Consider the following 21,856-nt stretch of genomic DNA (forward strand, 5'->3'; position numbering starts at 1 on the left):
GTGGTCGGTCGCGGCCGGGTGCTGTGTGCAATGCGTGCGTGCAATGCGATGGCAGGCACCCGGCCGGGGGTCGGACAGGGGGACGTCTTCAAGCAATCAGTCTGTGCGCTTACAGCGCCGGCAACACCATGGCGTGGGCCGCTTCGTTCTGGCGCACGCGGAATGCCGCCAGTTTCTCCGCATACTCGTCGCTCGTGCCGCTCAGGAGCGACACGGCGAACAGCGCCGCGTTCGCCGCGCCGGCCTCGCCGATCGCAAACGTGGCGACGGGCACGCCCTTGGGCATCTGCACGATCGAATGCAACGAATCGACGCCCTTCAGGTACTTGCTCGCCACCGGCACGCCGAGCACCGGCACCGTGGTCTTGGCGGCCAGCATGCCCGGCAGATGCGCCGCGCCGCCCGCACCGGCGATGATCGCGCGAATGCCGCGCTCACGCGCGCTTTCAGCATAGGCGAACATTTCGTCGGGCATGCGGTGCGCGGACACGACCTTCGCTTCGTAGGGCACGCCGAATTCCTGCAGAATGGCCACGGCGTTCTTCATGACTTCCCAGTCGGAACTGGAACCCATCAGCACGCCGATAACCGGCGCGCCATGCGTATGGGCGGTTTGTGCTTCACTCATCTTACGGCTTCCTTGTTTCTTGAGAGGGCCTCTGGCCTGTCGCTTCGCGCCAGGCCTCTTGAGGGAATCTCCCAAGGAGACTTCCTGCGGGGCGGAAAACTTGCCGCGGTCCGGCGCTCTGCTTAAAGCGCCCCCGAACCTGTCGCCTGGCAGCAACCGCCCGACGGATGCGAAATCACGAGGCCGCCTCGCGCTTTCTCATGCGGCGCGAATCCAACGGCTGCGCGCAATCAGGCGAGCTTATGCCCGGTCAAGCGTTCGAGCGCTTCCTGGTACTTTTCGCCCGTCTTCGTGACCACGTCGTCCGGCAGCTTCGGCGCCGGCGGCTCTTTCTTCCACGGCTGGGTTTCGAGCCAGTCGCGCACGAACTGCTTGTCGAACGACGGCGGGTTGGTGCCGACCTGATACTGGTCGGCCGGCCAGAAGCGCGACGAGTCCGCGGTCAGCGCCTCATCCATCAGATACAGCTTGCCGTGATTGTCCAGACCGAATTCGAACTTCGTATCCGCGATGATGATGCCGCGCGTGGCCGCATAATCCGCCGCTTCCTTGTACAGCTTGATCGAGATGTCGCGGATCGTGGCCGACAGTTCGGTGCCGATGCGACGCTCCATCTCGTTGTACGTGATGTTTTCGTCGTGATGGCCCATTTCGGCCTTGGCTGCCGGCGTGAAGATCGGCTCGGGCAGCTTTTGCGCGTTCTGCAGACCCGGCGGCAGGTCGACGCCGCACACAGAACCGGTTGCCTGGTAGTCTTTCCAGCCGCTGCCGGCCAGATAGCCGCGCACCACGGCTTCGACGAGGATCGGTTCGAGGCGCTTCACGACGACCGCGCGGCCCTTGACCTGCTCGACCTCGTCCGCCGCCACCACGGATTCGGGCGCGACGCCCGTGAGGTGGTTCGGCACCACATGCTTCAGTTTCTCGAACCAGAAGTTCGCCATTTCATTGAGCACGCGTCCCTTATTCGGAATCGGCTCGCCCATGATGACGTCGAACGCCGACAGACGGTCGGTCGTGACGATCAGCAACTGGTCGTTGCCCACCGCATAGTTGTCGCGGACTTTACCTCGGCCGAGCAGCGGCAGCGAGCGGAGCGTGGATTCGTAGAGGGTAGACATCGTCGTGGTTCGCTAAAAATGAGGCAAAAAGTGTGACCGGAACAAAAGGGAAACGCCGTTCCCCGGATGATGCGGGAACGGCGGTCTAACGACAACCTGGCCAAACGGCCAGGTGCAGAGCCTGTTGATAGCTTAGCGGACGACTTGCGAAAGCTCGCCTGCTTTGTACTTCTCCGCGATTTTATCAAGGGAAACCGGCTTGATCTTGCCAGCCTGGCCTTCGCAGCCGAATTGCATGTAGCGCTCGACGCAGATCTTCATCGCCGCTTCACGCGCCGGCTTCAGATAATCGCGCGGATCGAACTTGCCCGGGTTGGTCGCCATGTAGCGGCGGATCGCGCCAGTAATGGCCAGACGCAGGTCGGTATCGATATTGACCTTGCGCACGCCGTTCCTGATACCTTCCTGAATCTCTGAAACCGGCACGCCGTAAGTTTCCTTCATGTCGCCGCCGAATTCGCGGATTTCAGCCAGCAGTTCCTGCGGCACCGACGACGAACCGTGCATCACCAGATGGGTGTTCGGAATGCGCTGGTGGATTTCCTTGATGCGCTGAATCGACAGAATATCGCCCGTGGGCTTCTTGCTGAACTTGTACGCGCCGTGCGACGTACCGATCGCGATGGCCAGCGCGTCGCACTGGGTCAGCTTGACGAAGTCGGCAGCCTGCTCCGGATCGGTCAACAGCTGCTCGCGCGTCATCGTGCCTTCCGCGCCGTGGCCGTCTTCCTTGTCGCCCTTCATGGTTTCCAGCGAACCGAGCACGCCCAGTTCCGCCTCCACCGTGATGCCGATCGAGTGCGCCGCTTCCACGACCTTGCGCGACACGTCCACGTTGTACTCGTACGACGCGACCGTCTTGCCGTCGGCCTCGAGCGAACCGTCCATCATCACGCTGGTAAAGCCGCTGCGGATCGCCGCCATGCAGACCGCCGGCGACTGACCGTGGTCCTGATGCATCACGACCGGAATATGCGGATACGACTCGACCGCGGCTTCGATCAGGTGGCGCAGGAACGCTTCGCCCGCGTACTTACGCGCGCCGGCCGACGCCTGCATGATGACCGGTGCGTTGACCTTGTCGGCCGCCGCCATGATCGCCTGAACCTGCTCCAGATTGTTCACGTTGAATGCCGGAAGACCGTAGCCGTTTTCAGCAGCGTGGTCCAGCAGTTGACGCATTGATACGAGAGGCATGCATAACTCCATAGATTGAAACGAATTCTTGTGCCGTCGGCATCTTTTGGGCGATTTTATCGCGAGGCAAGCTGCATACCCGTTCACACATTCTCTAAAGCGCGGAGCGGTCCTTGCCGCCTCAACGCGCGATCTGAGCCTGTGCGCCGCCTCTCGCGGAGCATGCAGCCTGCTTCGCCCAATCAGGCCTGTGCCGATCGAGCAGTCTGTCGACCGAAGTTAGTCCTTCAGCACTTACTCCGGTCCCACGCAGAGCGCAGCGCGCTCAATACGGTTCGCCGACCCGCACGATCTTCAGCGTATTCGTGCCGCCGGCCTGACCCATCGGCTCGCCGACGGTCAGCACCACCATGTCGCCGCGCGAAGCGTAGCCCTTGCTGACCACGGTCTCCAACGCCTGCTGCAACGCGGTGTCGCGGTCGGTGTTGGTGTCCAGATGCAGCGAAGTCACGTTGCGGTACAGCGCCATGGCCCGCTCGCTGGCGACTCGCGGTGTGAGCGCGAAAATCGGCACGTGGGTCCAGTGACGCGACATCCAAAGCGCGGTCGAGCCGGATTCGGTCAGCGCCACGATCGCCTTCGCGCCGAGATGGAACGCCGTGAACAGCGCGCCCATCGCGATCGACTGGTCGATCCGCGTGAACGTGCGGTCGAGGAAATCCTTGTCCAGTTCCGACTGCTCCGACTTCTCGGCTTCGACACAGATCGCCGCCATGGTCTCGATGGTCTGCACCGGATACTTGCCCGCCGCCGATTCCGCCGACAGCATCACCGCGTCCGTGCCATCCAGCACGGCGTTGGCGACGTCCGACACTTCGGCGCGGGTCGGTACTGGCGCGTGGATCATCGACTCCATCATCTGCGTGGCGGTGATCACGAATTTGTTCGATTCGCGCGCCATACGGATCATCCGCTTTTGCAGCGCGGGGACTGCGGCATTCCCCACTTCCACGGCCAGGTCGCCGCGCGCGACCATGATGCCGTCCGATGCATCGAGGATGCCCTGCAGCGCCGGAATGGCTTCCGCACGCTCGATTTTGGCGATCATCTTCGGCTTGATGCCGAACGGCGCGCCGGCGATGTTCGCCAGTTGGCGGGCCATTTCCATGTCGGTGGCGTTCTTCGGGAACGACACCGCGACATAATCCACGCCAAGCGACATGGCGGTGCGAATGTCTTCCATGTCCTTGGCGGTCAGCGCGGGCGCGGACAGGCCGCCGCCCTGCCGGTTGATGCCCTTGTTGTTCGACAGTTCGCCGCCGATCGTGACGACCGTGTGGATCTCGTTGCCGATCACGCGCGAGACGTTCAGCACGATCAGGCCGTCGTTGAGCAACAGCACGTCGCCCGGTTTCAGGTCGCGCGGCAGGTCTTTGTAGTCCAGACCGGCGCGCTGCTCGTTGCCGAGTTCGCAGTCGGCGTCGAGAACAAACGGCTCGCCGGCGACCAGCATGATCTTGCCGTTTTCAAATTTGCCGACCCGGATTTTCGGGCCTTGCAGGTCCGCCATGATGGCGACTTCGCGGCCGGCCTGGCGGGCCGCCTCGCGCACGAATTCGGCGCGCTGGCGGTGGTCGTCGGCGGTGCCGTGCGAGAAATTGAGCCGCACCACGTCCAGCCCTGCCTGAATCATTTGCAGCAGGATTTCCGGCGTATTGGAAGCCGGGCCGATGGTGGCGACAATCTTGGTGGCGCGATGCATGAGTCTCCTCGTCTGGGTGAGTTCGCTGGAAAGAGCGCTGCGAGTCGGATGCGGAGGCTGCGCACCGAAGGATGCTGCCGGGGGCTGCGCGCCGGTTGAAACCAGCGTCGCTTTATAGGATGAAGCGGTATTCGATACCAGCACGGGGGGCGCCGGTGGAGGGGCGATTTCGTCGTCGGGGAGTTCCGCGGACGAGGCGGTTTGCACAGCGTCTGCGCTGGACAATTCCGCGGCCTCGCCGACGGTGGTCAACTCCGCGAGCGCGAGGGGCGACCCGGATTCTTCTTGCTGATGTTCGGCGCTAACTGGGCCGGTCGCGAATTCAACCGCGGGGTCGGCCGCTGCCGGAGTGGCGGCGGAGCGCGCCGCGCGCTCCCCTGCCGATGCTGCTGCGGTGTTACGCGGCTTGCCGCCGCGCGCTTTTGCAGACTTTGCCGTTGGGGAGCGCGTCGCCACGTTAAGCCCGCGATTCCAGAACTTCGACGGCCGGCAGCTTCTTGCCTTCGAGGAACTCGAGGAAGGCGCCGCCACCCGTCGAGATATAGCTGACCTTGTCGTGGATGCCGTACTTGGCGATCGCCGCGAGCGTATCGCCGCCGCCGGCAATCGAGAACGCCGACGACTTGGCGATGGCGTCCGCCAACGTCTTGGTGCCGTTGCCGAACTGGTCGAATTCGAACACGCCGACCGGGCCGTTCCACACGATCGTGCCGGCCTTTTCCAGTTGCGCGGCGAGCACCTTGGCCGTTTCCGGTCCGATGTCGAGGATCATGTCGTCGTCTTGAACGTCGGCGACAGCCTTGATTTCGGCCTTGGCGGTCGGCGAAAACTCCTTGGCCGTGACCACGTCGGTCGGGATCGGCACCGAGGCACCGCGCGCTTTCGCGGCGTCGATGATGGCTTTGGCATCGTTCACCAGATCGGCTTCGGCAAGCGACTTACCGATCTTCAGGCCGGCGGCCAGCATGAACGTGTTGGCAATGCCGCCGCCCACGATCAACTGATCGACCTTGTCGGCCAGCGATTTCAGAATGGTCAGCTTGGTCGATACCTTCGAGCCGGCGACGATCGCCACCAGCGGACGCTTCGGCGCACCCAGCGCCTTGCCGAGCGCTTCGAGTTCGGCGGCCAGCAGCGGACCGGCGCACGCGATGGGCGCGTATTTGGCGATGCCGTGCGTGGTGGCTTCAGCGCGGTGCGCGGTGCCGAACGCGTCGTTCACGTAGATGTCGCAGAGCTTCGCCATTTTTTGCGCGAGCTCGTCGGAATCCTTCTTTTCGCCCTTGTTGACGCGGCAGTTTTCCAGCAGCACGACCGAGCCCGGCGCAACGTTCACGCCGTTTTCGACCCAATTCGCCACCAGCGGCACGTCACGGCCGAGCAGTTCGGCCAGACGCTTCGCGACCGGCGCCAGCGAATCTTCCGGCTTGAAATCGCCCTCGGTCGGACGGCCCAGGTGCGACGTGACCATCACGGCGGCGCCTGCGTCGAGCGCGGCCTTGATGGCCGGCACGGAGGCACGGATACGGGTGTCTTCGGTGATGCTGCCTTGATCGTCCTGCGGCACGTTCAGATCGGCGCGGATGAACACGCGTTTGCCGGATAGTTTGCCTTCGGCGATCAGATCGGAGAGACGCAATACCTTGTTCATGGGCGTGTGTGTGCGAGTTGATGAGAAGGCGGTGGCGGACGGCGCGCGGTACTCAAGCGCGGTGAACTCCAGCGCTCAGGCACGGCAGCGGCTCCACTGAATCGGGTGCCGGCGGCAGAGCCGCGGCCCACGCGCCCTGCAACGGCGCGCTTATCCCGGAAACAAGCATTTTAACTGATCCACACAGCCTTCTGACCCGCGACCGGGCGAATGTCCCGTATTTGGTGAATGCCGCGCGCATGCCGCAACGCAACATTTCCAGCTTCTTCAATCATATGAAGAGGCGCAACAGCGTGAACACGACCATTCCGACGACAATCGTGCCGAGCATGGTGCGCCGCCACAAAAACCACGCGAGACCCGCCAGCGTCGCGTAGAACTCATGGTTCGACGGCGCGAACGACAGGCCGTCGGGCGTCGCCAGCACGTCCGGCAGGACCACGGCGGCCAGCGCTGCGGCCGGCGCATAACGCAGCATGCGCTGCACCCGTGCCGGCAAAACGGTGCGCTCGCCGCCGATTAGAAACATCGCGCGTGTCACGGCGGTGACGAAGGTCATGCCGAAAATGGCTAGCCAGATCTGTGTGGATGTCATCGGGAATCTCCGGCGCTGTTACGGATGCGGCGCAAGTCGGCGCGCTCGACCATCAGGTCGGCGGCGCTGCCGGCAATGATTGCCGCGATCACCGCGAGCGGCAGCGCGAGCCGGTACGGCAGATCGAAAGCGAGCAGCGACACCACGCCGGCAATCGCGACCGCGACCAGCGTGGAGCGCGTCGCGATCGCCGACACCATGATGGGCAGCAAGGCCAGCGTGCCTGCCAGCGCGAGGCCCCAGTTATCGGGAATCAGGCTCGCCAGCAGAATGCCGGCAATCGACGACACCTGCCAGGACAGCCAACTGCACACCGCCATGCCCCAGTAATACGCCTCTTTGCCCGGCACATAGCCGGTCGGGAAGCTCTTCTTCTGGAACAGCAGATAGATCACGTCGCCGTTGAAGTAGCCGAGCACAATGCGGCGCCACATCGGCAGATAGGAAAAATGCGGCGCGAGACCGACACTGAAGATCACGAAACGCGTGTTGACCATCGCCGCGGTGAGCAGCACGGTCCAGATCGGGAGCTTGGCAGCGAGCAGAGGCAGCACCGCCAGTTGCGACGAGCCGGCGTAGCACAGCAGCGACATGGTGAGCGCCTGCGGCAGCGTGAGCACCGATTTGCTCATGGCAATGCCGGTGACGAGCCCCCAGGAGAAAATCGCCATCAGCGTGGGCGAATAGTCGCGCGCGCCTTCGCGGAAGGCACGGCGATTGGTATCTGACAGGCGAGCGAGCATGGGGGCGAAACGCGGGCGCCCAAGGGCGCTGCAACGATGGGAAGTCGGCGCCAGGTCGTCAAGCACCCGCTGGCGCATTCGGATATGAATTATGCGTGCGCTGGATTATAGCGTCCGCAATGCGGCCAAATGCCCGTTCCGTGTGCAAAAGACGCTAAAATGACGGTCCTTGCACGCCCCGAAGGAAGCCCCCTTGGGCGACACCTCGCTGGAAAACGCCGGGCCGTCCCCAGGTTTTCCTGCCCCGCCGGGGAGCCTGACGCGAAAGCGCAGGGTTTGAGGGCACTCATAACGCACCCGCTGGAGAATCGTATGTCAATGGCCGACCGCGACGGCAAGATCTGGATGGATGGCAAGCTCATCGACTGGCGCGATGCCAAGATCCACGTGCTCACCCACACGCTGCATTACGGCATGGGCGTCTTCGAGGGCGTACGCGCCTACAAGACGGCGGACGGCGGCACCGCGATTTTCCGTCTGCAGGAACACACCAAGCGTCTGCTGAACTCGGCCAAGATCTTCCAGATGGACGTGCCGTTCGACCACGAAACGCTCGCCGCCGCGCAAGTCGAAGTGGTCCGCGAAAACAAGCTCGAGTCCTGCTATCTGCGCCCGATCATCTGGGTCGGTTCGGAAAAGCTCGGCGTGTCGGCCAAAGGCAACACCATCCATGTGGCGATCGCCGCCTGGCCGTGGGGCGCTTACCTCGGTGAAGACGGCATCGCCAAGGGCATCCGCGTGAAGACCTCGTCGTTCACGCGCCATCACGTGAACGTGTCGATGGTCCGCGCCAAGGCGTCGGGCTGGTATGTGAACTCGATCCTCGCCAACCAGGAAGCCATCGCCGACGGCTACGACGAAGCGCTGCTGCTCGACGTGGACGGCTATGTGTCGGAAGGCTCGGGCGAGAACTTCTTCCTCGTGAACAACGGCAAGCTGTACACGCCGGACCTCGCTTCGTGCCTCGACGGCATCACGCGCGACACGGTCATCACGCTGGCGCGCGACGCGGGCATCCAGGTGATCGAAAAGCGCATCACGCGCGACGAGGTCTATACCTGCGACGAAGCGTTCTTTACCGGCACCGCCGCCGAAGTCACGCCGATCCGCGAACTCGACAACCGCACGATCGGCTCGGGCGCACGCGGCCCGATCACCGAGAAGCTGCAAGCGGGCTTCTTCGATATCGTGAACGGCAAGAGCGACAAGTACGCGAACTGGCTCACCAAGATCTAACGCGTGCTGCGCCGGGATCAACCGGCGCGCCGCACGCACCCTGCATACAACGAGAACGTCTCATGAGCGAAATCAAGGAAATGCCGCTGGTCGAACTGTCGGCGAAAGACCTGCCGGCGTATTGCCCGAATCCGGCCATGCCGCGCTGGAGCGCGCATCCGCGTGTCTTTATCGACGTCACGCACGGCGAAGCCAAGTGCCCGTACTGCAGCACGCGTTACAAGTTGCGCGACGGCGAAGTGGTCAAGGGTCATTGAACACCGCGCACTGAGCACTGATTGCTTGTGGCGCCGCTTGCCGGGTCGGCTGCCCGCTTCGTTGCGGGTTGCGTTGCGGGGCTCGCTTCGTGATCGGCTGCATGTTGTTCCGCGGCGAGGCTCGTCGTTGCACGAGCCGGCGCCGGTCGTGCAGCAGACAGTGATCATGCCAACGCGAACGCGCAAACCGGTCCGAAAGCAGGCACGTCACAGCAGGGCCGCCACCGCGGCGCTTCCGGCCATGCCGGAAATGCGCCACGCGGCTTGCGGCTTTTCCCCTTTTACTTATCCGAATGCCACGCGCAAAACCTGCGCGAGGTTTCGTTTCGACACCGGACACTCACTCTGATGCGTCGCGCGTTGGTTATCGCACCGAACTGGATCGGTGACGCATTGATGGCGCAGCCGCTGTTTGCGCGCCTCGTGAAATTGCATCCGCGCATCGTCATCGACGCGGTCGCGCCCTCGTGGGTCGCGCCCGTACTCGAACGCATGCCGGAAATCCGCGACGTCTACGCCACGGATCTCGCTCACGGCAAGCTGCAAATGCTGCGCCGCTGGCAGTTGGCGAGCGACCTGCGCGATGTCGGCTACGACGCCGCCTACGTGCTGCCGAATTCGCTCAAGTCGGCGCTGATTCCGTGGATGGCGGGCATTCCGCTTCGCATCGGCTATACCGGCGAAAGCCGCTACGGCCTGTTGAACGTGCGTCACGCGAATCCGCGCAAGGACGAGCGTCCGCCGATGGTCGGCCAATACGCCGCGCTCGCCTACGCGCCCGGCGCCAAGCTGCCCGACGACCTGCCGATGCCGCGCCTCGACGCGGACCTGAACGAAGCGTCGCGCGTCTCGGCGCGCTTCAATCTCGACACGCGCGTGCCGCTGCTGGTGTTCTGCCCGGGCGCCGAATACGGCCCGGCCAAGCGCTGGCCGCCCGAGCACTTTGCGTCGCTCGCGCAAATAGTCGGCCAGTCGTTCCCGTACACGCAGATCGTCGCACTCGGTTCGCCGAAAGACGCGCCGCTTGCGCAGGCCATCGCCGAGCGAGCGCCGAACGTGCGCAACCTGTGCGGCCAGACCGCGCTGGGCGAGGCCTGTGCGCTGATCTCGCGGGCCAACGCGGTCGTCACCAACGATTCCGGACTGATGCACGTGGCCGCCGCGCTGCGCCGGCCGCTGGTGGCCGTGTACGGTTCGACCGATCCGCGCCACACGCCGCCCTTGTCCGAGCTTGCGAAGGTACAATGGCTTCATCTCGAATGCAGCCCCTGTTTTGAGCGCGAGTGTCCGCTTGGTCATCTGAACTGCCTGAAGCAGTTGAGCGCCGAGCAGGTATTCGGCGATTTGCGCGGCATGTTGCTCGCGCAACGCTGAACTCGCTGACACTTGTACGCAACGCCGCACGCCCCTGAGCGCGTCGCGTCATGTTCGCGCCTTGCGGCGCGGGCATTCTGGCGCTCGGGTGCGATTGTCCGGTGCCCCGGACTGTCCCGCTGACCGCTGTCCCGCAACCGCGCGCCGCGCACAAGAGACTGACGAGCCATGCCACGTTTTGCCCATATCTTCGAAGCCGCCGCCGATACCCTCAACGCCTATTACCAGGCCGTCGCCGAGGTCAATATCGACAGCTTGATGGGTTTGTGGATCGATGAAGAGTTCGTCAGCTGCATTTGCGCCGACGGCTCCCACCTGCACGGCCTCGACAGCATTCGCGCGGGCTTGCAGATCCAGCTCGAAACCGCGCGGGTTTCCATTGAACCGCTCGATATCCGCGTCTACGACAGCCTCGGCACCGTGGTCTACGCGATTGCCGAAGCGCATCGGCCGGCTGACCCGAAGGCCACGCCCGCCATGGTCTTCACGACTTACGTGATGGTCCACGAACGCGGCGAATGGCGCATTGCGCACATTCACGCGAGTCCGATGCCCAACGAGGCCGCCAGCCAGTTCGCCACGAAGATGCGGCACGGCCAGGGGTCGCTGCACTGACGCGCGCCGCACGTTTTACTTTTCTGTTTTGAAGCAGGCATGAGCACGCCCCGCAGGAAGTCCCTTTTGGGCACGACGCACGATCAATCCGCTTCGTCCGGTACGGCACGCGCCGCGGCCGCTGTCGGGGCGACTGTCGAGGCCGCCGTCGAGTTGCTCTACCGCGCGCCGCTCTGGCTGCCGAACCGGCATGTGCAGACCATTGTCCCGTCGCTGTTCGCACGCCGCCCCGCCGTCTCGTTTCGACGCGAGCGCTGGGACACGCCAGACGGCGATTTCATCGATCTCGACTGGGTGCAGCATGACGGCCACGCCGACGCCGCACCACACAGTCCCGTCGACACCGCCCCGCTCTTCGTGCTGTTTCACGGCCTCGAAGGCAGCTCGGGCTCGCACTACGCCGCCTCGTTGATGGCGGCCGCGCGCGACTACGGCTGGCACGGCGTCGTGCCGCACTTTCGCAGTTGCAGCGGAGCGCTGAACCGCATGCCGCGCTTCTACCATCTCGCCGACAGCAACGAAGTCGATTGGGTGCTGCGGCGCCTGCGCGCCGCGCATCGCGGGCCGCTCGTGGCGGCCGGCGTGTCTCTCGGCGGCAATGTGCTGCTGCGTTGGCTGGGTGAACGGCGCGAGGACGCGGCGTCGGTGATCTCGGCCGCCGCGGCGATCTCGGCGCCCATCGACGTGCATGCCGGCGGCCGCGCGTTGTCGCAGGGCTTCGGCCTCGTCTACACGCGCAGTTTCCTGAAGACGCTCAAGCAGAAGGCTGAGCAAAAGCTGGTTCAGTTTCCGGGCCTGTTCGACCGTGGCGCGATGCTGGCGAGCCGCACCATGTACGAGTTCGACAACGTGGTGACCGCGCCGCTGCACGGCTTTCGCGATACCGACGACTACTGGAGCACGGCGACCACGCGCCCCCTGCTGCCGCATATTCAGGTGCCGACGCTGGTGCTGAACGCGCGCAACGACCCGTTCCTGCCGGCTGCGGCATTGCCGTCGCGGCATGAAGTCTCGGCGGCAGTGGAACTCGACCAACCCAAGCACGGCGGCCACGCCGGTTTTATGACTGGGCCGTTTCCGGGCCGCATCGACTGGCTGTCGCGGCGCGTGTTCGGCTATCTGGAGCAACACGTCGATCATGGATGACATCGTCAAGCAGGCCTTGGCCAAATGGCCGAATGTACCGAGTTGCACAGGGTGGCTGATGCTGGATAGGCGCGGCAACTGGCGCATGCGCGATGAGGCCGCGCAGGCCGGTGGTTCGCCGGGCACACCGATCCGCCACGAAGCGTTGCTCGCGTTCATCAACCGGAATTACGACGTTGACGACCGCGGCCAGTGGTTTTTCCAGAACGGCCCACAGCGCGTGTATGTCGAGTTGGGCTACACGCCATGGGTGGTCAGGTTATCGGCCGATACACAGGCCGGCGGCGCGGTGCTCGCCTTGCAGGATCAGGCGGGCGGTGCGTTCGAGCCCGCAGCCGTGTTCGTGGATGAAGAAGGCGGGATTCTCTTTGCCGACGGCGCAACGCCGCCAAGAATCGCCGTCTTGCACGACCACGATCTGGAAGTGTTCTCGGATCATGCAACGCTGGCGGACGATTCGATGAGCGGTGAGTTTCGCTGGAACCACCAGCTTGTGTTGCCGCTGCAGGCCGTGCGGCGAGGCGATGTTGCTGCGCGGTTTGGGTTTGTGCCCAGTCCGGCGGCTGCGGGCGCTTAAGCACTAGCCTACGTGCGGTGCTGTGCTTCGACGAGGGCGGTGCGTTGAACCCAGCTAAGCGAGGACAACCAAACACCGCTTAACCCTTCTCGTCCAGCCGCTCCTCCTTATAGCGGCTCTCCATCTCATGCAGCCTCGCGTCGACGGTCGCGAGGTCGTAGTAGCCAATCGCCTTCAGATCGCGCGCGTCCTTCAATTGCCGGATCGCCGAAAGCCACGCTCCCTCGAGGGCGAACTTTTCAGCCATCGCCCGATGCTGCGTCAACGCGTCGCCCGCGCCCGCGCTAGCCTGGGCGAGATACAGCCACCAGGCAGGCTGATCGGGCTGGGCACGGGTCTCTTTTTGCGCAAGCGCCTGAGCATTGGCAAAACGATGCAAGGTCAGCAAGGTGCGGATATGCATGTCGATTGCGGCATTCGACTGCGGCCAGCGCTTCTGCGCCAGTTCGGCCAGACGGGCGGCCTCGTCGTCGCGGCCGGCGCGCCGCGCGATGTCGGCGGCCAACACGTCGAGGCTCGGCGAACTGCGCGACGTTCCGCCCTCGGCCTGCTCGCCCGCTGCGAACGCCGCGCGGGACGACGCCAGCGACGCCGCCGCGTCGTCGTAACGTTCGAGCAGCATCTGCCCGTACGCGATGCCGTACCAGTTCGCCGCGACGTTGACCGCCGTACGGTCCTCGATCTCGGAGCGCAAGCGCGAAATCTCGTCGCCGTACTCGCTGCGCGAGCGGTCCTGCAGCAGACGCGCGCGCGCCCGCACAAAACCATATTCGGCCGATTGATGCGGTTGCCGGTAAGGTGCGCGGCGCGCACGGTCCTCCATGTCAGCAATCCGTTCGCCGGTCAGCGGATGAGTGCGCGCATACGCCGGAATGCCCGTGTCGCTCATCGCGGCACGATCGAGTCGGCCGAAGAAGGTCGTCATCGCGTAGGGATCGTAGCCCGCGCCGGCAAGCAGCAGAAAGCCGACGCGGTCCGCCTCGTGCTCGGCGGAACGCGAGAAACGCAGCTGGTTGTCGACCGCATAGGCTTGGCCGCCGATCGCGATCGCGCTGCCGAGGTCGCCGCTATGCGCGAGCACGCCGGCTAGAACACCGAACAACAAGCCCGCGAGCGCCGCATAGCTGCTGCGTTCGCCGGTCGTGATCATGCGCGAGATGTGCCGCTGCAAGACGTGTCCCATTTCGTGACCCAGCACCGATGCCAACTCGGACTCGGTCTGCGTGGCCACGATCAGGCCGGTGTTCACGCCGATAAAACCACCCGGCAGCGAGAAGGCGTTGATCTGCGGGTCGCGCACCGCGAACAGATCGAAGTCCGGACGATATCCGCCGATATAGAGCGCGCTCGCCGCCGCAGCAAGTTTCGCGGCGACGGAGTTCAGATAGTCACGCACTAGCCAGTCGTCGAGATAGTCGGGGTCGCGGCGCAGTTCGCGCATCACGCGCTCGCCGAGCTTGCGCTCGGCCTGCGGCGTGAGCGAGCCGGAACCGCCATTGCCGAGATCAGGGAGTTGCTGCGTGACGATCGGTGCGCGCCAATTGGTGTTCACACCGGTATTGCCGGAGAAGCGGCTCTGCGCGCCGCCGTACACGCCGAACACGCCTTGCGCGATATCGGGTGGCACGAGCGGATCGGCGTAGGCATCGGCCGGGCCGCTGATCAGCGGCGGCTCCGCGGGCAACGTGTTGAGCGCGATGCTCGACCCGCCGGGCGATTGCGCGAACGCGCCCGGCGGCGCGGCCAGCGCGACAGACAACAACGCAGCGAGGAACCGTTTCGGACGCATCGCGAGGTCGAGTTGACGAAGTCGAAAAGCGACGCCCGCCGCTCGGACTAAGATAGCGGGCATGGAGCAATTGTAATCCGGCTATGCCGCGCTGCTATGATAGGCGCCCTCTGAAGGAGCCCAACCATGCCTGAACTCACTCATTTCGACGCCGCCGGCCAGGCGCATATGGTGGACGTCGGCGGCAAGCAGGAGACCAAGCGCATCGCGGTTGCGCGCGGCTCGATTCGCATGCTGCCGGAGACGTTCGCGCTGATTCGTGACGGCAATGCCAAGAAGGGCGACGTGATCGGTATCGCGCGGATTGCCGCGATTCAAGGCTCGAAGCGCACCGCCGACCTGATTCCGCTCTGTCATCCGCTCGCGCTCACGCGCGTCAAGGTGGATTTCGAGCTCGATGACACGCTGCCCGGCGTGCATTGCACGGTTCAGGTTGAAACGCTGGGTCGAACGGGCGTGGAAATGGAGGCGCTGACCGCCGTGCAGGTCGGGCTGCTGACGGTGTACGACATGTGCAAGGCGGTGGATCGCGGGATGACGATCACCGATGTGCGTGTGCTGGAGAAACACGGCGGGAAGTCGGGGGATTGGGTGGCGAGTTGACGACTGCCTGCGTCATCCACCCGTCCCACCTTTAAAGCCTTGAACCCTTGAAGCGAACGCGGCGGCTCAATCCTCGTCGCTATCGTCGTCCTCATTGACGTCGCTCGACGGCATGCCGTAGCGCTTGACCAGTTCCGCCTTGAAACCGGTCAGCGTTTTCTGCTCGTCGCAAAGCTGGTACACATAGCTCAGTTGCGACGGCCAGTCCTTCAGTTCCATCGCGAAGATCTTCAGACGCTCGACGGTGTCGAACGCCGCAGCCTGATCGCCACTCAACGCCTGCAACACCGCATAGCGACGCAACACGGTTTCGCCCGGCAGCAGCGCCATCGCCTGTTTGTGCATGGCGAGCTTGTGTTGCAGGTCCGTCGAATTCATCGGCAAAAGCGTCGCCAGACCATATTCGCCCCACGCCTGAAACAGGAACGACGGATCCGCGCGATACTGCTCGGCGGGACGCTGGCCGTAGTACAGCACCTCGGCGCGCGCGTAGTCGCGATACACCGGATACAGCGCGGCCAGCCCGCCGAACACCACCACGGCAAACGCGCCGAACGACAGGCGTGCGGGCACGATGCGCAGCGGCCGCGTTTCCAGCAGGCCGAACACGAACATCGCCGGCAGCAGGAAGAACATGTACTGCTGCGGATATTCGACCAGCGCGTGCATGACGAGCACACCGATCAGCGCAATGCCGAATACGCGCGCCGAGCTTTGCGGTGCGCGCACCACGCGCACGAGCCACGTAATCAGACCGAACAGCACGATCGCGAGGCCGATCAAGCCGGTCTTCGCGAGCAGGTCGATGAAGATGTCGTGCGAATTGTTGGCGATCTCGACGCCGCCGAGCGACTTTGCAAACTCGTACTGGTAGCTCGGAAATTCGCCCCAACCGACGCCCAGCAACGGATGCGTCTTGAACATCGTCCAGCCGTACTTCCACAGCGCGAGGCGCGGCGCGATCTGGCCGGCGTCCTTGAAGCGCTCCGCCGCGGACTGTCCGAGCTCAAGATGATAGTGAACGTTGGCCCAGCGGATCAGCGCGTTGATCACGAAAAACAGCACGGCGAGAACAATTGGAATGATCCACTCGCGGTTGCCGCGGCGTACCTGCGACTGGTCGCGAGTCTGCGCGAACGCCATCCAGAAACCCGCCACCACGATCACGCCCATCTGCAGCCACGGACCGCGCGACACGGTCAGCGCGAGGCCCACCGCGAAAATCGTCGATACGAGGAACCAGATGCTCACGGCGATCCGCCGCGTTTGCACGAGGAACAGCGCACCCGCCATCGCAAACGCGATGTAGGTGGCGAGGTGGTTGGCCTGAGCCATGTTGCCGAACGGACGGCGCTCGACGGTCACGTTATAGGCGACCACGAGCGGCGACACGCGCACTTCGAGGTGAAACAACTGGATGATCTGGCAAAACACCGCAAACAGTCCGCCGACGATCAACGCCCCTGCCGCCCAGCGCAACGCGGTCTCGTTGAGTTTGGCACGCGTGAAGCCATAGCCGGCGTGCGTCGCCATGAAGGCCGCCAGCAGATAGCCGCCGCCGAGCCAGTTCATCGACGGCTGCGAGACCGGCAACACCACCGATTGCGCCACCAGCAGCAGCCCGAACAGCAACGGCACCAGCGCGACCACCGGCGACGCGAACGTCACACGCGGCTTGGCGCTCGCCACCAGCAGCACAACACCCGCGCCGGTCAGCAGATACAGGGCGAGTGCGGTGAATTCAGCGTAAAAGGTCGGAATCGGATACGTATGGTTGACAACTGCATAAGGCAGCACCAACGCGAGAGCCAACAAAATGAAAGACAGATAGCGCGCGAAAGGGGTGGGCATCGAGGAACCGGTGGGCGTCAGCAACCGGCGCACTATACAAAAAAATTCTCCTGCTGTGCGCCGGCCCGGCTGAAATATCCCGAAAATCAGCCTTTTACGTGCGGACGGCTGCGACGCCGCCTCACTCGTGCGGTTATCGCGCGCTCATGTCGCACTCGTTCATGAACGGCACTCCGGTGGGGCGAGATTCGACGGCAACGTCGGCGCATCGGCGGGTGCCGGCCCTGCGCCCGGCGCCGGCAGCGAGGACACCGCTTTGCCGCCCGCGAAACATTCCCACGCCAGCGCGCCCGCCTGCACTCCGCCCTTGCTCAACGGGATGCGCGCAGTCGGCGCATCCACATTGTCGGGAACGGACGGCACGAGCGTGAGCGTGTTCGAACCCGCGGGCGCGACGCGCGTGGAGAAGGCGACGGTGATCTGGCCGGTGTCGTCGTCGACCCGTACGGACTCGACGTTGCGGGTGGCCGGCGGCGACGCATAACCGCCACTGAACGCGTTACCACTCGCGGCGTTATCAGCCACCGCCAGCCGCGCGGACGCCGCCAGCGACAGCCCTTCGCCGACACGGCTGCGAGCCAGATAATCCTGATACGCGGGAATCGCATAGGCGGCGATCACGCCGACGATCGCCAGCACGATCATCAGTTCGATCAGCGTGAAACCGAAGCCGAGGCGTCGGCAGGCATGCGCGAGCCGCGCGGACCAGCCCGCTCGGCAAAATCTTGAGCGCGTGGCCAGCGAGGATTGGGAGTAAGGGGAATAAGGCAAAGTGACGATCATCGGCAGGCTCCTGAAACAAAAAACGCCTGCTCCACGGGTCGGGAACAGGCGTTTCCATCGTAGCCAGCGACGTTCGTGTCAAACAGTCAGCCAAACGGCTAACGTTGCAGCGTGGTTCGACTCACGTCGACGCGGGAGCGCGTCTCAAGCCGCCGCGCGATGAGCATTGCGGCGCTTGAGCAGATATCCGAGGACCACGACGAACAACGCCCCCGCGATGCTCATGCCGTATTCGGCCCAAGGCGAGTCGAGGATCGGCCAACGGTCGCCGGCCGGATCGTTGATGATCAGTCCGCCCGCGATCCATCCCAGCAACGCGGCGCCGAGCGTGATGACAATCGGGAAACGGTCGAGCAGCTTGAGAACCAGCTGGCTGCCCCACACAATCAAAGGAATGCTCACCACCAGACCGAAGATCACCAGCGCCAGACGGTGTTCGGGATCGGCGGCCTCAGCCGCGCCCGCGATCGCGATCACGTTGTCGAGGCTCATCACCGCGTCCGCGACGATGATGGTCTTGATCGCCGACATCAGCTTGTCGGCCGGCTTGACGTTCTCATGCGGGTCGTGCGCCGGCGCCATCAGACGCACGCCGATCCACAGCAGCAACAGGCCGCCCGCGAACTTCAGCAACGGCACATCGAGCAGCGCGACCGCGAACGCGATCAACGCCACGCGCAACACGATGGCGCCCGCCGTACCCCACAGCACGCCTTTCGCGCGTTGGGACGGCGGCAAATTGCGGCAGGCCAGCGCGATCACAACGGCATTATCGCCACCCAGCAGAATGTCGATGACGATGATCTGAATGACAGCGCCCCAGTGGAGCGTGGCGAAGAACTCGAGCATGATTGAAAGAATAAGAAGAAATCCGGTGCGCGGCCAATAAAAAAGCGGGGGAGTCTACACTCCCCCGCTTTTAGACCGCACGCTGACGAAAGGGCTTCGTAAGCGTATCAAAAAACGCGCCGTGACTGCGCGCGAATTTTGATTTACAGCATCGCCTTCAGAAGACGCGCCATTTCCGACGGGTTCTTCGTGACCTTGATGCCACATGCGTCCATGATTTCCAGCTTCGCTTCAGCCGTATCCGCACCGCCCGAGATCAGCGCGCCGGCGTGGCCCATGCGCTTGCCCGGAGGCGCCGTGACGCCAGCGATGAAGCCGACCACCGGCTTCTTCATGTTGTCCTTGATCCACTCAGCAGCGTTCGCTTCGTCCGGACCACCGATCTCGCCGATCATGATGACGGCGTCCGTTTCCGGATCGTCGTTGAACATCTGCATCACGTCGATGTGCTTCAGACCGTTGATCGGATCGCCGCCGATACCGACTGCCGACGACTGGCCAAGGCCGATCGCCGTCAATTGGCCGACTGCTTCGTACGTCAGCGTGCCCGAACGCGACACGACGCCGATGCGGCCCTTGCGGTGGATGTGACCCGGCATGATGCCGATCTTCAGTTCGTCCGGCGTGATCGTACCCGGGCAGTTCGGTCCGAGCAGGAGCGTCTTGCGGTTTTCGGCACGCATACGAGCCTTCAGCTCGATCATGTCGCGGACGGGAATGCCTTCCGTGATACAGATCGCCAGATCCAGATCGGCTTCGACCGCTTCCCAGATCGCAGCAGCAGCGCCTGCCGGCGGAACGTAAATCACCGACACGGTCGCGCCCGTTTCAGCCTTGGCTTCAGCGACGCTAGCGTAGATAGGAATGCCTTCGAAATCTTCGCCAGCACGCTTCGGGTTCACGCCCGCAACGTACGCTTCGCGGCCGTTTGCATATTCACGGCAAGCACGCGTGTGGAACTGACCGGTCTTGCCGGTGATGCCCTGCGTGATGACCTTGGTGTCTTTGTTAATCAGAATCGACATGTATTGACCTCTGTTCGTTTGGCGTCATGCGGTGGCGCCGCGAGGCGGAATGCTCCTCGCCCGCGTCGCTTGCACGCCGCCATTCGTAATTCTGGTTAATCCTGGAAAAAGCGGCTAAGGGGAGGCTTACGCCTTGCCCGAAGCAGCCGCGACGACCTTCTGAGCCGCTTCTTCCATGCTGTCCGCCGCGATGATCGGCAGACCGGATTCAGCGAGCATCTTCTTGCCGAGGTCTTCGTTCGTGCCCTTCATGCGGACCACGAGCGGCACCTTCAGCGAGACGGCCTTCGACGCCGCGATCACGCCTTCCGCGATCACGTCGCAGCGCATGATGCCGCCGAAAATGTTGACCAGAATCGCGGTCAGGTTCGGGTTCTTCAGCATGATCTTGAACGCTTCCGTGACCTTCTCGGTCGTGGCGCCACCGCCCACGTCCAGGAAGTTCGCCGGTTCGCCGCCGAACAGCTTGATGGTGTCCATCGTTGCCATGGCAAGGCCTGCGCCGTTCACGAGGCAGCCGATGTTGCCGTCGAGCGAGATGTACGCGAGGTCGAACTTCGAGGCTTCGACTTCAGCCGGATCTTCCTCGTCGATATCACGATACGCGACGATTTCCGGGTGACGGAACAGTGCGTTCGAATCGAAGTTGAACTTGGCGTCCAGCGCGATGACCTTGCCGTCGCCGGTCAGGATCAGCGGGTTGATTTCGGCCAGCGATGCGTCGGTTTCCCAGAATGCCTTGTACAGACCTTGGAGGATCGCGCGCGCTTGCGGCAGCGAAGCGGCGGGCACGCCGATCTTCGTGGCCAGTTCGTCGGCTTCGGCGTCTTTCAGACCGGTTGCCGGATCGACAGCGATCTTGTGGATCAGCTCAGGCGTCTTTTCCGCGACTTCTTCGACGTCCATGCCGCCTTCGCTCGATGCCATCACGACGATCTTCTGCGACACGCGATCGATCACGAGGCCGACATACAGTTCCTTCTTGATGTCAGCGCCTTCTTCGATCAGCAGACGATTCACCTTCTGGCCTTCCGGGCCGGTCTGGTGCGTGACGAGCTGCATGCCGAGGATCTGTTCCGAGTACTCGCGAACCTGATCCAGCGACTTGGCGACCTTCACGCCGCCGCCCTTGCCACGGCCACCCGCGTGGATCTGAGCCTTCACGACCCATACCGGGCCGCCGAGCTCTTCCGCGGCCTTGACCGCATCATCCACCGAGAAGACCGGCTTGCCGCGCGGTACCGCGACGCCGAATTTCCGCAGGATTTCCTTACCCTGGTACTCGTGAATCTTCATGCGTGATTCCCTTCAGTCTGAGAGTTGGATTGAACTTCGTTTCCGCTGCCGTCGTTCATGCCGGACGCGTTGCCGCCCTCGCCTGTCTGGCGGACTGCCCCGTCGCCTGACGATGCCGCGCGATCCGCTGTATACGGAGCGCGGCCATACCAGCGCGGATAAAACTGCTGCACCGCCTCGCCGTCGAAACGCAGCGCGTGGCAGCGTCCCAGCTGGAATGGCGGTTTATCGTTGGAATGCTCGCTTGTGCTGTTAGACGATCCGTCTCCTGAACCTGCGTTCGCGCCCGACGCGCCGTCACCGGTGTTCCACACTTCGCCGGCGAATGCCTGAATGGCGGCGGTCGGCAGGATCGCGCACAGCTCGGTGAGATGCGTGCAACCCGCCGTGCCGCCCAGCAAACGGGCAGACTCACGACGGAAGTTTTGACGGAGATTGAGCCCGATGAGGGCACGGTAGGCGGGATTGCTGGCTTGGCACAAACCAGGATAGGGCACCCAGTCGGACGACGCCTCGGCGTCGACGACATTGAGCTTGCGATCGATGGTGATGCGAAGCCAGAGTTCATGGATCGGCTGACCATTGGGCCGGACGCCCGACGCAAGCACCACGTCGCGCGGTTTTTCGTCAGTCAAGCACGCTTCCACATCCCACAGGCCATCGGCTCGCTCATAGGCTTCCGCTCTGATTGCGCGACGATGGCGCAACTGACGGGACACGGGCTGGGAGAGCGGCATGCGGGAAGGAAAGGCCGGATTGGAAAACCCATGAATTTTAGCATACTGGGTATTTGGGACAGGTCCGATTGCGCACGGCCG

21 protein-coding genes are annotated in these 21,856 nt (G+C 63.8%); 7 read left to right on the plus strand and 14 right to left on the minus strand.

The genetic code is table 11. The features are described 5' to 3' along the window. Positions 1 to 109: 109 nt before the first annotated feature. The 7 genes from purE to HF916_RS45420 form a co-directional block, all read right to left on the minus strand. A complete protein-coding gene (purE, locus tag HF916_RS45390) occupies positions 110 to 628 on the minus strand; it encodes a 5-(carboxyamino)imidazole ribonucleotide mutase (protein WP_132373250.1) in 519 nt (172 codons plus the stop codon). A 230-nt stretch (positions 629 to 858) separates the two neighbouring features. Beyond that, positions 859 to 1,749: a phosphoribosylaminoimidazolesuccinocarboxamide synthase gene (locus HF916_RS45395; RefSeq protein WP_168795118.1), complete on the minus strand. Its 891-nt coding sequence runs from the start codon at positions 1,747 to 1,749 to the stop codon at positions 859 to 861. Between the two features lie 132 nt (positions 1,750 to 1,881). Beyond that, positions 1,882 to 2,946, minus strand: a complete 1,065-nt coding sequence (fba, locus tag HF916_RS45400; RefSeq protein WP_168795119.1) for a class II fructose-bisphosphate aldolase — start codon at positions 2,944 to 2,946, stop codon at positions 1,882 to 1,884. A gap of 265 nt (positions 2,947 to 3,211) precedes the next feature. After that, complete coding sequence (pyk, locus tag HF916_RS45405; protein ID WP_168795120.1) at positions 3,212 to 4,648, minus strand: pyruvate kinase; 1,437 nt, start codon at positions 4,646 to 4,648, stop codon at positions 3,212 to 3,214. Positions 4,649 to 5,105: 457 nt separating this feature from the next. Next, positions 5,106 to 6,299: a phosphoglycerate kinase gene (locus HF916_RS45410; protein ID WP_168795121.1), complete on the minus strand. Its 1,194-nt coding sequence runs from the start codon at positions 6,297 to 6,299 to the stop codon at positions 5,106 to 5,108. Positions 6,300 to 6,570: 271 nt separating this feature from the next. After that, positions 6,571 to 6,894 carry an AzlD domain-containing protein gene (locus HF916_RS45415; protein WP_168795122.1) on the minus strand — a complete coding sequence of 108 codons (324 nt, stop codon included), beginning with the start codon at positions 6,892 to 6,894 and terminating at the stop codon, positions 6,571 to 6,573. Next, the gene (locus HF916_RS45420) at positions 6,891 to 7,637 is read right to left on the minus strand and encodes an AzlC family ABC transporter permease (protein ID WP_168795123.1); all 747 of its coding nucleotides are present in this window, start codon (positions 7,635 to 7,637) and stop codon (positions 6,891 to 6,893) included. The genes HF916_RS45415 and HF916_RS45420 overlap by 4 nt, the downstream gene beginning before the upstream one ends. Before the next feature lie 312 nt (positions 7,638 to 7,949). Here HF916_RS45420 and HF916_RS45425 point away from each other — a divergent pair, with 312 nt between their 5' ends. The 6 genes from HF916_RS45425 to HF916_RS45450 all read left to right on the plus strand — a co-directional run bounded on the left by HF916_RS45425 (position 7,950) and on the right by HF916_RS45450 (position 12,842). Beyond that, positions 7,950 to 8,873 (plus strand): branched-chain amino acid transaminase, encoded by a 924-nt coding sequence (locus tag HF916_RS45425; RefSeq protein ID WP_168795124.1) that lies wholly within the window; start codon positions 7,950 to 7,952, stop codon positions 8,871 to 8,873. Between the two features lie 62 nt (positions 8,874 to 8,935). Then, positions 8,936 to 9,130 carry a zinc-finger domain-containing protein gene (locus tag HF916_RS45430; protein WP_007180502.1) on the plus strand — a complete coding sequence of 65 codons (195 nt, stop codon included), beginning with the start codon at positions 8,936 to 8,938 and terminating at the stop codon, positions 9,128 to 9,130. Positions 9,131 to 9,478: 348 nt separating this feature from the next. Beyond that, complete coding sequence (gene waaF, locus HF916_RS45435) at positions 9,479 to 10,504, plus strand: lipopolysaccharide heptosyltransferase II (protein WP_168795125.1); 1,026 nt, start codon at positions 9,479 to 9,481, stop codon at positions 10,502 to 10,504. A gap of 168 nt (positions 10,505 to 10,672) precedes the next feature. Continuing rightward, on the plus strand, positions 10,673 to 11,119 hold the full coding sequence (locus tag HF916_RS45440) for a nuclear transport factor 2 family protein (RefSeq protein ID WP_012434243.1): 447 nt from the start codon (positions 10,673 to 10,675) through the stop codon (positions 11,117 to 11,119). Positions 11,120 to 11,158: 39 nt separating this feature from the next. Continuing rightward, a complete protein-coding gene (locus tag HF916_RS45445) occupies positions 11,159 to 12,265 on the plus strand; it encodes a hydrolase (RefSeq protein WP_168795126.1) in 1,107 nt (368 codons plus the stop codon). Next, a complete protein-coding gene (locus tag HF916_RS45450; protein ID WP_168795127.1) occupies positions 12,258 to 12,842 on the plus strand; it encodes a DUF2946 family protein in 585 nt (194 codons plus the stop codon). The genes HF916_RS45445 and HF916_RS45450 overlap by 8 nt, the downstream gene beginning before the upstream one ends. A 79-nt stretch (positions 12,843 to 12,921) precedes the next feature. Here HF916_RS45450 and HF916_RS45455 read toward each other — a convergent pair whose 3' ends face one another. After that, entirely contained in the window at positions 12,922 to 14,631 is a 1,710-nt protein-coding gene (locus tag HF916_RS45455) for a M48 family metalloprotease (RefSeq protein WP_168795128.1), read from the minus strand. A 126-nt stretch (positions 14,632 to 14,757) separates the two neighbouring features. Here HF916_RS45455 and moaC point away from each other — a divergent pair, with 126 nt between their 5' ends. Beyond that, positions 14,758 to 15,234, plus strand: coding sequence for a cyclic pyranopterin monophosphate synthase MoaC (gene moaC, locus HF916_RS45460; RefSeq protein ID WP_168795129.1), 477 nt, complete (start codon positions 14,758 to 14,760; stop codon positions 15,232 to 15,234). 66 nt (positions 15,235 to 15,300) lie between these two features. Here the strand turns inward: moaC and HF916_RS45465 are convergent, their stop codons facing one another. From HF916_RS45465 to HF916_RS45490, 6 genes are all read right to left on the minus strand, one after another. Beyond that, on the minus strand, positions 15,301 to 17,085 hold the full coding sequence (locus HF916_RS45465; protein ID WP_168795130.1) for a PglL family O-oligosaccharyltransferase: 1,785 nt from the start codon (positions 17,083 to 17,085) through the stop codon (positions 15,301 to 15,303). 159 nt (positions 17,086 to 17,244) lie between these two features. Then, positions 17,245 to 17,868 (minus strand): pilin, encoded by a 624-nt coding sequence (locus HF916_RS45470; RefSeq protein WP_168795131.1) that lies wholly within the window; start codon positions 17,866 to 17,868, stop codon positions 17,245 to 17,247. 144 nt (positions 17,869 to 18,012) lie between these two features. Then, positions 18,013 to 18,717, minus strand: a complete 705-nt coding sequence (locus HF916_RS45475) for a TerC family protein (protein WP_168795132.1) — start codon at positions 18,715 to 18,717, stop codon at positions 18,013 to 18,015. 143 nt (positions 18,718 to 18,860) lie between these two features. After that, positions 18,861 to 19,742, minus strand: coding sequence for a succinate--CoA ligase subunit alpha (sucD, locus tag HF916_RS45480; RefSeq protein ID WP_168795133.1), 882 nt, complete (start codon positions 19,740 to 19,742; stop codon positions 18,861 to 18,863). A 126-nt stretch (positions 19,743 to 19,868) separates the two neighbouring features. Next, complete coding sequence (gene sucC / locus HF916_RS45485) at positions 19,869 to 21,038, minus strand: ADP-forming succinate--CoA ligase subunit beta (protein WP_168795134.1); 1,170 nt, start codon at positions 21,036 to 21,038, stop codon at positions 19,869 to 19,871. Continuing rightward, positions 21,035 to 21,775, minus strand: a complete 741-nt coding sequence (locus tag HF916_RS45490; RefSeq protein WP_168795135.1) for a DUF2889 domain-containing protein — start codon at positions 21,773 to 21,775, stop codon at positions 21,035 to 21,037. Before HF916_RS45490 ends, sucC begins: the two co-directional genes overlap by 4 nt. Positions 21,776 to 21,856: the final 81 nt, after the last annotated feature.

The sequence above is a fragment of the Paraburkholderia aromaticivorans genome (assembly GCF_012689525.1).
Lineage (GTDB): Bacteria > Pseudomonadota > Gammaproteobacteria > Burkholderiales > Burkholderiaceae > Paraburkholderia > Paraburkholderia aromaticivorans_A.

What these genes read in the sequence shown, in the direction of transcription:
- HF916_RS45475 (WP_168795132.1), bottom strand. Translation starts at nt 18,717, where the DNA reads ATGCTCGAGTTCTTCGCCACGCTCCACTGGGGCGCTGTCATTCAGATC.
- HF916_RS45445 (WP_168795126.1), top strand. Translation starts at nt 11,159, where the DNA reads ATGAGCACGCCCCGCAGGAAGTCCCTTTTGGGCACGACGCACGATCAA.
- pyk (WP_168795120.1), bottom strand. Translation starts at nt 4,648, where the DNA reads ATGCATCGCGCCACCAAGATTGTCGCCACCATCGGCCCGGCTTCCAAT.
- HF916_RS45395 (WP_168795118.1), bottom strand. Translation starts at nt 1,749, where the DNA reads ATGTCTACCCTCTACGAATCCACGCTCCGCTCGCTGCCGCTGCTCGGC.
- HF916_RS45455 (WP_168795128.1), bottom strand. Translation starts at nt 14,631, where the DNA reads ATGCGTCCGAAACGGTTCCTCGCTGCGTTGTTGTCTGTCGCGCTGGCC.
- sucC (WP_168795134.1), bottom strand. Translation starts at nt 21,038, where the DNA reads ATGAAGATTCACGAGTACCAGGGTAAGGAAATCCTGCGGAAATTCGGC.
- HF916_RS45470 (WP_168795131.1), bottom strand. Translation starts at nt 17,868, where the DNA reads ATGATCGTCACTTTGCCTTATTCCCCTTACTCCCAATCCTCGCTGGCC.
- waaF (WP_168795125.1), top strand. Translation starts at nt 9,479, where the DNA reads ATGCGTCGCGCGTTGGTTATCGCACCGAACTGGATCGGTGACGCATTG.
- HF916_RS45465 (WP_168795130.1), bottom strand. Translation starts at nt 17,085, where the DNA reads ATGCCCACCCCTTTCGCGCGCTATCTGTCTTTCATTTTGTTGGCTCTC.
- moaC (WP_168795129.1), top strand. Translation starts at nt 14,758, where the DNA reads ATGCCTGAACTCACTCATTTCGACGCCGCCGGCCAGGCGCATATGGTG.
- sucD (WP_168795133.1), bottom strand. Translation starts at nt 19,742, where the DNA reads ATGTCGATTCTGATTAACAAAGACACCAAGGTCATCACGCAGGGCATC.
- HF916_RS45420 (WP_168795123.1), bottom strand. Translation starts at nt 7,637, where the DNA reads ATGCTCGCTCGCCTGTCAGATACCAATCGCCGTGCCTTCCGCGAAGGC.
- HF916_RS45490 (WP_168795135.1), bottom strand. Translation starts at nt 21,775, where the DNA reads ATGCCGCTCTCCCAGCCCGTGTCCCGTCAGTTGCGCCATCGTCGCGCA.
- HF916_RS45410 (WP_168795121.1), bottom strand. Translation starts at nt 6,299, where the DNA reads ATGAACAAGGTATTGCGTCTCTCCGATCTGATCGCCGAAGGCAAACTA.
- purE (WP_132373250.1), bottom strand. Translation starts at nt 628, where the DNA reads ATGAGTGAAGCACAAACCGCCCATACGCATGGCGCGCCGGTTATCGGC.
- fba (WP_168795119.1), bottom strand. Translation starts at nt 2,946, where the DNA reads ATGCCTCTCGTATCAATGCGTCAACTGCTGGACCACGCTGCTGAAAAC.
- HF916_RS45450 (WP_168795127.1), top strand. Translation starts at nt 12,258, where the DNA reads ATGGATGACATCGTCAAGCAGGCCTTGGCCAAATGGCCGAATGTACCG.
- HF916_RS45430 (WP_007180502.1), top strand. Translation starts at nt 8,936, where the DNA reads ATGAGCGAAATCAAGGAAATGCCGCTGGTCGAACTGTCGGCGAAAGAC.
- HF916_RS45425 (WP_168795124.1), top strand. Translation starts at nt 7,950, where the DNA reads ATGTCAATGGCCGACCGCGACGGCAAGATCTGGATGGATGGCAAGCTC.
- HF916_RS45440 (WP_012434243.1), top strand. Translation starts at nt 10,673, where the DNA reads ATGCCACGTTTTGCCCATATCTTCGAAGCCGCCGCCGATACCCTCAAC.
- HF916_RS45415 (WP_168795122.1), bottom strand. Translation starts at nt 6,894, where the DNA reads ATGACATCCACACAGATCTGGCTAGCCATTTTCGGCATGACCTTCGTC.